Source organism: Xanthomonas axonopodis (genome assembly GCF_001304695.1).
Taxonomy (GTDB): domain Bacteria; phylum Pseudomonadota; class Gammaproteobacteria; order Xanthomonadales; family Xanthomonadaceae; genus Xanthomonas; species Xanthomonas axonopodis.
In genome coordinates this window covers 1-12,049 of sequence record NZ_JFAQ01000014.1, presented here as the reverse complement: position 1 = coordinate 12,049, position 12,049 = coordinate 1, and the positions used below count along the sequence as shown (strand labels likewise).

Sequence of the window (12,049 nt, the reverse complement as noted above, 5' to 3'; positions counted from 1 at the left end):
GGCATGCACGCACCGAGATCGAGCGCTGGCGACGCGAATACAACGAGGAGCGACCCAAGAAGGCAATCGACGGCATGACGCCATCCGCGTATGCCCAACAGCTGGCCAATACCGATATCATCAACCCCGGACTCTAAACCCGGCCGCTACTCAGGACGGGGGGACGTCGGATCGGCATCGATGCTGGTAGTGAAACGACAACGGCCGCAGTACGCGGCCGTTGTCGTTAGATCAGGCAGCCAGGATCGTCTTCCCGATTCCCGATTCCCGATTCCCGAAAATCAATGATCGCTGGAGCGCAATCCATCCACATCCAGGATCAGCGCCATGCGGCCGTCGCCGATCAGCGTGGCGCCGGCGTAGCCGGGTAGGCCGCGCAGGGCGCGTGGCAGTGGCTTGATCACCACTTCCTCGCGGCCGCGCACCTGGTCCACCACCAGGCCGAAGCGGGTTTCGCCGGCTTGCAGCAGCACCACGGTCAGCAGTGGCGGTTGCTCGGCGGGGACGCCCAGCCATTGGCGCAGGTCGATCAGCGGCAAGGTGTGCGAGCGACGGTCGAGCACGGCGCGGCCGTCGAACCAGCCCAGCGAGGTCTGCGGGGCGTGCAGCACTTCGACCACGCGCGCCAGCGGCAAGGCGTAGACGGCTTCGCCGGCCTGCACCAGCAGGGTCGGCAGAATCGCCAGCGTCAGCGGCACGCGGATCATGAAGCGGCTGCCGCGGCCCAGTTCGGACTGGATCTGGATCTGTCCGCTGAGTTCGCGGATGCGCGACTGCACCACGTCCATGCCGACGCCGCGGCCGGAGATGTCGGTGACTTCCACCTTGGTCGAGAAGCCCGGCATGAAGATCAGGTGCAGGCACTCGTCGGTGCTCAGGCGGGCGGCGGCTTCGGCGTCGATCAGGCCCTTGTTGCGTGCGATTTCGCGCAGGCGCTCCGGGTCGATGCCGGCACCGTCGTCCTGGATTTCGATACTGACGTAGTCGCCTTCCTGCTGTGCGGACAGGCGCACATGGCCGCTACGCGGTTTGCCGGTGCCTTCGCGCAGGGCAGGCGATTCGATGCCGTGGTCGATGGCGTTGCGCACCAGGTGCACCAACGGGTCGGCCAGGGCTTCGACCAGATTGCGGTCCAGCTCCGTTTCGGCGCCGATCAGCTCCAGTTCCACTTCCTTGGACAAGGTGCGCGCGACGTCGCGGGCCACCTTGGGGAAGCGGGCGAACACCTTGCTAACCGGTTGCATGCGGGTGCGCATGACCGCGGTCTGCAAGCGCGCGGTGGCGATGTCCAGGGTGCTGACTGCGCGGTCGAGTTCTTCGTCGCGCAGGCGGGTGCGCAAGGTCTTCAAGCGATTACGCGAGAGCACCAGTTCGCCGATCATGTTGACGATGGCGTCCAGGCGCTTGGTGTCCACGCGCACGGTCTGTTCGGCTTCGGTGCCGGGCTTGGCCGCGGCCTTGCCGGCCGCCTTGGGGGCGGGCGCATGCGTATCGTCGCCACGTGCGGCAGCAACCGGCTTGGCCGCGGCCGCCTGCGGTGCGGCCTTGATCGCCGGCGGGGCGCTCTTGGCGTCGAACTGCGCGATCAAGGTGGCCGGTGCATGCGGCACGGCTTCGCCCGATCCCATGGCATCCAGCATGGCCTGCAGATAATCCAGCGACTGTTGCGCGGCATCGAAGTGATGTGCCTGCAGCACCGCCTGGCCCGAGCGGGCCATGCCCAGGGTTTCTTCAGCGGCGTGGCACAGCTCCACCATGGGTTTGATCGCCAGAAAGCCGGCGCCGCCCTTGAGTGTGTGGAAGCCGCGGAACACCGCGTTGAGCTGGTCGGCTTCTTCTGGCGCCTGTTCCAGCGACACCAGCTGTTCGCCGAGGCGATCCAGGATTTCCTGGGCCTCGACGATGAAATCGGCAGCAATATCGTCTGGAACAGCACTCATGGTTACAGCCCCAATCCGGACAGCAGGTCGTCGGCGTCGTCTTGCGACACAGCATGACGGTCCAGGCCCTTGACTGCAGGACCGGCAAGACCGCCTTCGTCTTTCTTCGGCTCGGGATTCTTCGGCGGCAAGCCGAGCGCACCGAAGCCTTCATGCACACGCCGCACGATCCCGGCTACGCGCCGGATGATCTGGCCGCTCAAATCCTGATAGCTCTGCGCCAGCGAGAGTTCGGTCAGGTTGTGGCGCATCTTTTCCAGCAGCGCGCCCTGGTCCTGATTGAGCCCGCCGCTGCGCAGCTGGTTGGCCAGCTCGCGGCATTCTTCGACCAGATCCAGTGTGCGGTGGCTGGCCTTTTCGGTCATTTCCACCACGTGGTCCAGGCGCGAGCAGGCATCGTCCAGCTCGCCGGCTTCTTCGGGCACGGTGGGCAGTTCACCCAGTGCCTGGCCAAGTTCGCGGGCGAGCCGGCTCAGGCTCTGCATCATCGGGCGCGTGCGCAGGGCGGCGAGATGATCCACCTCGCGACGCCAGGCGACCTGGTCACCGCTTTCCAGCGTATCCAGCGCGCCTTGCAGGCGCTCGATCAACGCAGCACGTTCGGCATCGGTTTCCACGGTCGCTTTCATCAGGCGGTCGCCGCCAGACGTTCGAACACCTTGCCCAGCTTCTCTTCCAGCGTCTGCGCGGTGAACGGCTTGATGATGTAGCCGTTCACGCCGTACTGGGCCGCTTCGATGATCTGCTCGCGCTTGGCTTCGGCGGTTACCATCATCACCGGCAGGTGCTTGAGCTTGGCGTCGGCGCGGATGTTGCGCAGCAGGTCGATGCCGGTCATGCCGGGCATGTTCCAGTCGGTGACCACGAAATCGAACGGGCCGGCACGCAAGGCCGCCAGGGCGCTGTTGCCGTCTTCGGCCTCTGCGGTATTGGTGAAGCCGAGATCGCCCAACAGGTTCTTGACGATACGTCGCATCGTCGAGAAGTCGTCCACGATCAGGATCCGCATGTTCTTGTTCACATCAAGCTCCTAACACAAAAAATTAGTCGTCAATTTCGACACCGGCATCGGCCAGTTCGAAGACTTTGAGGCGGCCCCGCAAACGCACCACTGCTTGGCCGTGGATCTGGCAGACGCGCGATTCGCTGACACCGAGCACGGCGCCGATTTCCTTCAGGTTCAATTCCTGCTCGTAATACAGCGACAGCACCAGCTGCTCGCGCTCGGGCAGTTGGCCGATGGCCTTGCCCAGCTCGCGGCCGAATTCGCCACGCTCCATCATCTGCTGCGGGTTGGGTCCACCCTTGGCGGTGGTGTCCAGCTCGCCGTGATCTTCGATGCGCGATTCCAGGCTCAGCACCTGGCCACGTGCGGCATCTTCCATCAAACGCAGGTAATCGGGCAGCGGCATTTCCATGGCGGCGGCCACTTCGGTGGCGGCGGCGGCGCGGCCGGTGTTCTGTTCGATCTTGCGCACGGCGGCAGCGGCATCGCGGGCACGGCGGTGCACCGAACGCGGCACCCAGTCGCCCCTGCGAATCTCGTCGATCATCGAGCCGCGGATGCGGATCGAGGCATAGGTTTCGAACGAAGCACCCTGTTCGGAGTCGTAGCTGCGCGAGGCTTCGATCAGGCCGATCATGCCGGCCTGGATCAGGTCGTCCACTTCCACGCTGGCCGGCAGACGCGCCGCCAGATGGTGGGCGATGCGGCGGACCAGGTCGGCGTGCTGGGTCACCACGTCGTTGGCGTTGTTGCGCTGCACGGCGCGGTACTGCGCGCTGGCCGTGGTTGCCGTAGCGGTGCTCATGCGGCCACTCCCCGTTGGATGATGCGTTCGACAAAGAACTCGACGTTGCCGCGCGGCGCGGTCGGGGCCTGCCAGCGCGAGGTACGGCGTGCGATTTCTGCGATGGCCTGCGCCGACGGACTGGCGGGGTAGGCCTTGATGACCGGTTGCTGGCGCTGCACCGACAGGCGCAGCCAGTCGTCCTGCGGCACATGGCCGAGATAATTCAGCGAGACATCGCCCAGGAACTTTTCGCATACGCGTGAGAGCTTGTCGTACAGCAGGCGGCCTTCGTTGGGGTCGCGCACCATGTTGGCGATGATCTGCAGGCGGTCCACGCCGCGTTCGCGCGAGAGCACCTTGATCAGCGCGTAGGCGTCGGTGATCGAAGCCGGCTCGTCGCAGACCACCACCACGGTGTCCTGGGCGGCCTGGCAGAAGGTCAGCACGCTGTCGGTAATGCCGGCGGCGGTGTCGATGACCATCACGTCCAGGTCGCGTTCCAGTTCGGAGAACACGTTGACCAGGCCGATGTGCTGGGCCGGGGCCAGTTCGGCCATGTGGCGGCGACCGGATGCGGCCGGCACCACCAGCACGCCGCCGGGGCCTTCGATGATGACTTCATCGAGCGTGCAACGGCCGGCGATCAGGTCTGCCAGGGTGTACTTGGGCGCCAGGCCCAGCACCACGTCCAGGTTGGCCAGGCCAAGGTCGGCGTCCAGCAGCAGGGTGCGCTTGCCCATGTCGGCAAGTGCCACGGCTAGGTTGGCGGAGATGTTGGTTTTACCCACGCCACCCTTGCCACCGGTCACGGCAATGGTGCGCACCGGGCCCAAGGGCTCGGGACGGGTCGCCGACAGGGGGAAGGCGTTGGTCAGCTTGGCGTATTCACGCGACTGCATGGTTGTGCTCCGGAGTACAGGGCTTATCGGCAGCGCGCCGCAAATCTTCAAGACGAAGAACGAGACTGGCGGCATTGGCGCGGTGCAGGTCGTCGGGGACCCGCTGTCCGTCAGTCACCCAGGTGATGGGCATTTGGTGGTCGACCACCACCGACAAGGCGCTGCCGAAGCGGCCGGTCTCATCGAGTTTGGTCAGCACCACGCCTTGGGGTTTGGCGTGGGCGAAGCGGCGTACGACCTCGTCGAGGTCGGAAAAATGGGCGTTGGCCGGCAGTACCAGCAGCGAGGTGACCTCCTGGGCGGCACGCAGCCAGTTCAGCTGGGCGGCCAGGGCGCGGTCGCGCTGGCCCATGCCGGCGGTGTCGATCAGCACCAGCTTGTAGTCGCGCAGGCGCTCGAGCAGCTCCAGCAGGCTTTCGGCGCTGTCGGCCTCGTGCACCGCGATGCCGAGCTGGCGGCCGTAGCTGTGCAGCTGTTCGCGGCCGCCGACGCGCTGGGTGTCGGTGGTGACCAGGGCCACGTCGCGCGGGGCGTGCTGTGCAGCAAAGCGCTGCGCCAGCTTGGCGATGGTGGTGGTCTTGCCGGCACCGGTCGGGCCGACTAGGGCGATCACGCCGCCACGTTCCAGCGGGTCGACCGGGGCCACCGGCAGACGCTTGGACAGCAAGCCCAGCATCAGGCCGCGGCCACGGTGCAATTCGGTATCGGCGGGGATCTGCAGGGCGATATCGCGGGTCAGGCCGGCATCGAAACCGTAGTCGTCCATCAGTTCCAGCGCCTGGGCGCGCACCGGGGAGCCACGCAGGCGCTCGTCGGTGAGGCGGTTCATTTCGCGCTCGATCATCTGCCGCATCAGCGCCAGTTCGCCGCGCAGCTGCTTGAGTTCTTCGTCGTTCTGCGGCGCGGGCGCGGCGGCAACCGGCACGGCGGCCAGGGCCGGCGGAGCAACCACGATCGGCGGCAGCGCGGCCGGCGGCAGGATCTGCGGCAGGGCGTCGTCCAGATCGAAGTCGGCTTCATCGGCGAAGGCGTCGTCGTCCTGGCCTGCGCCAGCAAAGGCGGGGGCGGCGACGGTCGCCGCCGCGACCTGCGCGGGCGTCTGCACCACCGTGGCCGGGACGGCCGGGCGCTGCACCGGGGCAGTGGTCAAAAAGTCGGCGAACAACTGTTCCGGCACGGCCGACAGCGCGTGTTCCTGGCGCGGCGCGGCGGTGACGGCAACCGCGTGGGCGAGTGCCTGGGCAGCGGGCGAAGGAATGCTGGCGGTGCGCACCGGGGCGGCGACCGGCGCCTGGCGCGGCGCGCTGACCGGCTGGCGCAGGGCCATGGCAGCGATCATGTCGTCGGCGGCACTGGCGACGCGCTGGCGCTGGCTGGCCTCGGCGTCGGCAGACGGCTTGAGCAGCGCGTGCACCGGTGCGGCGGGCTTGGTCGGGGCCTGCGGGGCTGGCGCCTGCTGAGCGGGAGCCTGCTGGTGCTGTGCGGAGGCCGGGGTGTCGGAGCGCGCGGTTTCCAGGGCGCGCTGCACGAGTTCTTCGTCGTAATTGCTGGCAGCGACGATCTCGATGCCTTCGGCAATGCGACGGTTGGACAGGATCACCGCGTCCGGGCCGTGTTCTTCACGCACCATGCGGAATGCGGTGCGCATGTCCGGGGCCACAAAGCGTTTGATTTTCATGCGAAGTGCCTCCAGGAACGGGACCCGCCGGACGCCGGACGGGTGTGCGATGAATGTGGATGTGTTGCCAGCGTCATGAGTTGCCTGTCCCGTTCGTTCGTCCAGTTCCGCAGCGGTGGTGCTGGCTGTGGTCTCGGCAGAGCTAATGCATGCGGTGTGCCAAAACGCGGTGCCAGGGTTCCGGCGCGTGGAGTTGGCGCATCGGGGCAGGGCAGGCGCTGTGCGTCTGGTCCGGCTTGAAGGCCTCAAGTCAATGAATTGATTGACCTTTCTGCGGTGCGGCGCCGTGGCGGCGTTTCCGTGCGGACCAATGCGCTCGCAGGCCGGATGTCCGGCCGGGCGCATTTGGTACGCGCCGAAGCGGCCAGCGCAATGCAATCGATTGGAGGTCCGCGCCAGTGGCGGCTTTCCGACGCCGGGTGCGTTGGTCGGTTGCCGGCTGGTAGCCATCGCTGGCCGGCTGCCGGCCGGGCGCGGGAATCGCTTGGTTAGAATCGCACAGGGGCGCGACGGCGTGGGGCGTATCGGTAAGCCGGTCGCGCCCAGGCGCGCTCCTACGGTGGTGTTGGCGTGGGCGGCCTGCTCTCGGATCGCCTTGAATGTCGTAGGAGCGCACCCGGGCGCGACGGGCCGTCCCGGCAAGCCCGGCGCGCGACGGGTGCGTTGTCGCCGGGCGGTCTCAGCTGATCGTGCCGACCAGCTTCAGGCGCTTGTCCTCCGGGACTTCGCTATAGGCCAGCACCGACAGGCTGGGTACGCTGTGGCGCACCAGGCGGGCCAGCGCGGCGCGCACCTGGCCGGGGACCAGCACTACCGCCGGTTCGTTGCGGGCTTCCTGCTTGCCCACGCAATCGGCCAGGCTTTGGTGCAGGCGTTCGGCCAGCCCGGGTTCCAGCGCCACGCCGTTGCCGTGGGTGGATTCCTGTCAGGACGCTTCCGGAGCAACTCAGCCGATGCAGGCGACCGTGCGATGCGTCAGTCGCGTTCCGGTCGCTGCCCCTTGCGGGCCTTGGCGACATCTTCAATGAATGTGCTGAAGTGTTCGATGACCTGCTGCCAGGCGTTCAACGCAGTCTGCTTCAACGCTGGATCGCCCAACGGCGCGGCCTCGTCGAACTGCGAATCCGACCGGTGCGTCACATTGCTCTGCCAGGTGCGCAGTAGCAGTTCGGGCTCGGGATGGGTGACGATCAGCATCTGCAGCACGAAATCTATCGCCTGGAAATGTTGTCCATACGCCACATTCTGGGTCGTGATCGAACGGAACGGTTCGTTGAGCCAGAGCGACTCCACCGCTGGCGATTCTGGCGGCTGCGTCGCATCGCCATGCGCATCGATGATGCGATTGAGGGAAAGTCCAACCTGCCGCTGCAACTCTTCCATGGCATGTTGTCTGCGGCGTTCTTGCCAGCGCTTGAATGGATTCATCATCACGCGATTATCCCATGACCGGCCCTGCCTCGGTCGGCGCATTCTGTTTGGCTTGCGCCACCGCTTGCTGCTGCCGCGCGGTTTCCAGGGTCTGTGCCTGCACGTCCTGCATCGTGGCCTGGATGGACGGTGCCGGTTCTGCGAGCGACATCTTCGTGCGCGCAGTGAGGTCGTCGTAGTTCTGTGCGTAGAAGGTGCCGTTGACCACATCCCCCCGCCCCTGCCAGCCGGGCTTGAAGCCCTCAAGGTAGACCGCGGCGGTAACCTGGGTGAGACGGTCTTCCGGCAGCGGCGTGCCTTTGTCCTCCAAGCGGCTTTTTACGTCCGCGTACAGTGCATGGACCGGGTGCGCGGGGTCGCTGAAGGCGCGCAGGCTGGGCGAGGGCTGGTCACGCGCAGGACTGTCGATGGCACTCGATGCCTGCTCCTTGTCGCGCTGGGTATCCCGGTTTTTTTCCTGCTCGGCCAGCCGCCCGCGCTCCTGTTGCAACTGCCATTGGCGCTGTTGTTCCAGCGCATCTTGCTGTTGTTGCGGGTGCAGCCCCGATTGCTCCTGTGCCTGGGCTGTTGTTGCCACCTGCGTCGCCTCAGGCGATAGCCGCGCGCGGCGCGTTGCATCCTGCGGCTGGGGCGCACCGTGTCTCGGCGCCATGTCGCGTTGGGCGATGGCATCGCCGGCATGCTGCTGTACTGCCGCGCGCGTAGCGCGGTCGGCGATGCCGTTGACTTCGTCCATGCCGTGCATCAATTGAAACGCCTGCACGCCACGTTCGGTTGGCTGGTCGTACATGCCCGTGATCTGGATCGGTGTCTTGATCCGTTCGTTGATCCCCAGCTGGATCAGGCTGGCCTGTAGCGCCAGCACGTCGGTGCCGTGGTCGCCTGGTCGTAGCGCGGTGTCGTGTGGGTGCGCGGGCGCCGCCTGCTCGGGCGCCACCTGCGTGCGCGCCTTGCGTTCGACGTCCTGGATCAGCGCATCCATGCTGGGCAGCACGGTTTCGGTCATCAGGTGCCGTTCCTTGGCTTCGTTGAGGCTGTCCTTCAAATGGGTGGCGAATTCGCTTGTTGTGACCACGTTGAGCAGGCCTTGCACGCTGGTCGGGTTGTGGGTCGCGGAGGTGGCGAGCACGGCCGTTGCCATGCCGGCCTGCTGGGCATACATCTCCGGTGCCTGCGCCGAGAGCGCCTGGGCATATCGCCCTGTCGTGTCCAGCGCGGCATTGGCCTGGTTTCCCGCTGCGGTCAGCGCGTCGTGCTCGGTTTGCCCTAGTTGCCGGGCGGTTGCGTCGAACGCACTGCCTGCCGCATGGCTGTGTCGACGGATCTGCCGGGCGTCCTCGGCCGCGCCCTGCACGGTCTGCGCAGCCTCGTCCTGCCCGCGCCGTTGCGCGGCCGCGCCGGCCTGCGCCAGGCGCTCGGCTTGTGCGTTGACCTGCGCGCCCAGTTCCTGCGGCAAGACGCCGCCAAGGCCGCGCAACGCCGCCGCGCCCAACGAGGCCGCGCCGCTTTCCACCTGGCCCTGCAAACGCTCGGCACCGGCCTGCGCCTGGCCCACGGCCTGCCGCCCCTGTGCCGCCAGCGCACCGGCCTGTTCCACGCCCTGTCCGGCGACTGCCCCCAGCCACTGGGTGGTGCCCTGCCGGACGTGCGCTGCTGCGTGTGCCGCGCTCTGGGCCAGATCGCCTGAGGCGTCCAGTGCCTGGCCTACCCATTTGCCCGACCCCGCGACCGCCTCGCCGACGGTGCGCCCCGCCCGCACCGCTTGCGAGGTGGCAAGCAGCACATCCAGTGCCGGGCCGGCGAAGTTGGAGACCTCGCGCACCGACAGGCGTTCAGGCCGGTCCACGATGCCCGCACCGCCGGCGGCGTGTTGCCTGGCGACCAGCAGCGGCTGCATCTGGCCGGCCGCCAGCGGCAGCTCGCGCAACAGTTGCGCGGTGTCGCCTTGCTGCAGCCGGTCCAGGAACGCGTGCACGGCCGGTTGCGCATGCGGCGGCAGTGTGGCGTCCAGTTGGCTGGCAAGCAGGGCTTTGCCTTGCGGCAACTCCTCGAGCACGGTGCAGGTTTCCTTCAACACCGCGCCGAGTTCTGCGCGTCGGTAGACATCCAGGCGATGGATGTTCTGCTGGATGCCGTCGTTGAGGATCTCGCCGGTCACCTGGTAGGCGGTGACGCTCTGCCTGGGGTCGTAGACCGGCAAGCCGTTTTCCTGCGCAAACCGCTGCGCGGTGAGCGGATGCAGGCCGGCGGCGTTGAAGGTGGTGGTGCGCATGTCTGTCACCGCCGCCGCTGCCGAGGCCATGCCGCCGCCGAGGGAGTGGCCGGCTGCGTCGCAGTCGAGCTGTTCTCGCTTCAAGATCGACGCAAGACGCATCGCACGGTCGTAGTAATCGGTCTTCAAGCCCACCGACTGCGGGAAGTTGTTGGCGACAAAATCTTCGCTGCCGGTGGGGCGTAGCCCATCGGGCGTCAGGACTTCGCCGGCCGATCCCTTGAAGGCGATTGTCGGCTTGTAGCCAGGGCCGAGGACGGCTGGGTCGGGGAGGTAGATTTCGGCACGGAAGCCTGAGCTGTCAGGCTTCAGAAAGTCTCTTATCTGATCATCCGTCATATTCAGCTGCGGCGCGTACTCGCGCAGCTTGTCCAGATGTTCGCTGGCGCGAATCCATCCGGCATCCGGCTGTCCTTCGCCTTTGGCCGAGTCGTAGACATCGTCGGACAGCCCTGCCATCTCGCGCACGTAATACAGCGTTTGCAGCTGTGCAGCCATTTGCTGCGCCTGAGGGTCGCTGCTGGCGCGCAGTTGTGCGATCAAATTTTGCTGATGTTGGTGGTCTGCGAGAGTCGGCATCTGGAAACTCCTTCTTCAGTGTGTGATCAAAGCAGTGGAATGTCTTTTTCTTCGGAGGGGAAGCCGAAGGCCTTACGCATGCTGCGGTAATTTTCCGGTAACGGCGGCCGTTGAATGCCATGCTGCAATAAGAATTGCTGGCACTTGCGTTGCCAGGTTGGGTCAGTTGGGTTGCCGGGGTGCCAGAAGACTGCTGCAATTATACGTTCGTCGCTGAAAGTGGCGCCGTGGTTGATAAGCCAATAGGACTGTTCAAAGCCACCCCTTGCTGCATAATCAAGGAGGATGGAGCTTCCCTGGCTTTCTGCATTTACATCTGCTCCACGCTCCACCAATAGCTTCACGTTCTCCCATTGGTTTTGCGTCAGGAACGCTTGGAGTAGTATGGTTTCGCCATTGGAGTTACGGGTATTCGGGTCGCCACCATGATCGAGCAATAATTTCAGATAGACCGGGTCCTCCTGCTTTGCGGCCCAGACCATCGCATTGTCTTCGTAGCGCCCTTTGAATCGCGTCGTATTCTGCTGCGGGTGTAGCTTGCGTGCATTGGGGTCTGCCCCATTTTCCAGCATCGCCCGCAATCCCTCCGGGTTATGCGTGAGGATGGGCCACATCAGCAACGGGTAGCCGTTTTTGGAGAAGATCACATCGGGGTTGACGTGTTCCTCCTTCATCAACCGCCGCACTTGCGCGGCATCGCCATGTTCGGCGGCCAGCGCCAGCGCCTGTGCCTTGGGATCGGGAAAATACGAGCGCAGGGGATACGCCGACTGCTGCGCCGGCACAGGTAGCGACACGCCGCCGCAGCTGGCGCAGATCAACACCAAGGAGAGCAGCGCTATTCGCAAAAGGTGAGGCACATCGCATCCTTATGAAGCGGTCAAGGCGACCAACGCCTTTCTGCTGGCCACAGATGGCCTTAGCCTAGCCCGTGCAGGTGGCCTGCGCCAGGCGCTCGGCCTGTGCGTTGAGTAGCCAGGGCCGGGGGCGACTGGGTCGGGGAGGTAGATCTCGGCGCGGAAGCCTGAGCTGTCAGGCTTCAGAAAGTCTCGTATCTGATCATCCGTCATATTCAGCTGCGGCGCGTACTCGCGCAGCTTGTCCAGATGTTCGCTGGCGTGGATCCATCCTGTACCCGGCTGTCCCTCACCCTTGGCCGAGTCGTAAACATCGTCTGCCAGCCCGGCCATCTTACGGTCGTGGTAGAAGGTGTGTAGCTGCTCGGCCTGCTGTTGTACCTGTGGGTCGCGACTGGCGCGCAGTTGCTCAAGCAAAGCAAGCTGTTGCTGATGTGCTGCAAGAGTGGGCATCTGAAACTTCCTTCTTCAGTGGTCGATCAGAGGAGTGGGATGTCTTTTTCTTCGGAGGGGAAGCCGAAGGCTTTGCGCATGCTGCGAAAACTTTCAGGCAGGGGAGGGCGCTGGTAGCCGTGCTGTAGCAGCGACGTCCCCCCGATT

At 65.7% G+C, this 12,049-nt stretch carries 11 protein-coding genes and 1 pseudogene; 1 reads left to right on the top strand and 11 read right to left on the bottom strand.

Going from position 1 to position 12,049, the window contains the following annotated elements; all coding sequences use genetic code 11:
• Window positions 1–137 (top strand): integrase core domain-containing protein (locus tag XAXN_RS01410; RefSeq protein WP_054318219.1); only part of this gene is annotated, 137 nt, incomplete at its 5' end.
• 144 nt (window positions 138–281) lie between these two features.
• Here XAXN_RS01410 and XAXN_RS01405 read toward each other — a convergent pair.
• From XAXN_RS01405 to XAXN_RS01355, 11 genes and pseudogenes are all read right to left on the bottom strand, one after another.
• Complete coding sequence (locus tag XAXN_RS01405) at window positions 282–1,940, bottom strand: chemotaxis protein CheA (RefSeq protein WP_054318218.1); 1,659 nt, start codon at window positions 1,938–1,940, stop codon at window positions 282–284.
• Between the two features lie 2 nt (window positions 1,941–1,942).
• Window positions 1,943–2,530: a protein phosphatase CheZ gene (locus XAXN_RS01400; RefSeq protein WP_425511808.1), complete on the bottom strand. Its 588-nt coding sequence runs from the start codon at window positions 2,528–2,530 to the stop codon at window positions 1,943–1,945.
• Window positions 2,531–2,568: 38 nt separating this feature from the next.
• On the bottom strand, window positions 2,569–2,961 hold the full coding sequence (gene cheY, locus XAXN_RS01395) for a chemotaxis response regulator CheY (protein ID WP_054318216.1): 393 nt from the start codon (window positions 2,959–2,961) through the stop codon (window positions 2,569–2,571).
• A 22-nt stretch (window positions 2,962–2,983) separates the two neighbouring features.
• On the bottom strand, window positions 2,984–3,751 hold the full coding sequence (locus XAXN_RS01390; protein WP_005918198.1) for an RNA polymerase sigma factor FliA: 768 nt from the start codon (window positions 3,749–3,751) through the stop codon (window positions 2,984–2,986).
• Window positions 3,748–4,632 (bottom strand): MinD/ParA family protein, encoded by an 885-nt coding sequence (locus XAXN_RS01385; protein WP_042822297.1) that lies wholly within the window; start codon window positions 4,630–4,632, stop codon window positions 3,748–3,750. Before XAXN_RS01385 ends, XAXN_RS01390 begins: the two co-directional genes overlap by 4 nt.
• Window positions 4,619–6,310: a flagellar biosynthesis GTPase FlhF gene (gene flhF, locus XAXN_RS01380; RefSeq protein ID WP_054318215.1), complete on the bottom strand. Its 1,692-nt coding sequence runs from the start codon at window positions 6,308–6,310 to the stop codon at window positions 4,619–4,621. The genes XAXN_RS01385 and flhF overlap by 14 nt, the downstream gene beginning before the upstream one ends.
• A 679-nt stretch (window positions 6,311–6,989) precedes the next feature.
• Window positions 6,990–7,235, bottom strand: a pseudogene (locus XAXN_RS01375) (FHIPEP family type III secretion protein); the annotation flags it as partial.
• A gap of 50 nt (window positions 7,236–7,285) precedes the next feature.
• Window positions 7,286–7,741 (bottom strand): hypothetical protein, encoded by a 456-nt coding sequence (locus tag XAXN_RS01370; RefSeq protein ID WP_054318213.1) that lies wholly within the window; start codon window positions 7,739–7,741, stop codon window positions 7,286–7,288.
• A gap of 7 nt (window positions 7,742–7,748) precedes the next feature.
• A complete protein-coding gene (locus XAXN_RS01365) occupies window positions 7,749–10,592 on the bottom strand; it encodes a Tle-like phospholipase domain-containing protein (protein WP_054318212.1) in 2,844 nt (947 codons plus the stop codon).
• Between the two features lie 26 nt (window positions 10,593–10,618).
• Window positions 10,619–11,452 (bottom strand): ankyrin repeat domain-containing protein, encoded by an 834-nt coding sequence (locus XAXN_RS01360; protein WP_134980433.1) that lies wholly within the window; start codon window positions 11,450–11,452, stop codon window positions 10,619–10,621.
• Window positions 11,453–11,461: 9 nt separating this feature from the next.
• Window positions 11,462–11,902 carry a hypothetical protein gene (locus XAXN_RS01355; RefSeq protein ID WP_054318210.1) on the bottom strand — a complete coding sequence of 147 codons (441 nt, stop codon included), beginning with the start codon at window positions 11,900–11,902 and terminating at the stop codon, window positions 11,462–11,464.
• Between the last annotated feature and the right edge of the window lie 147 nt (window positions 11,903–12,049).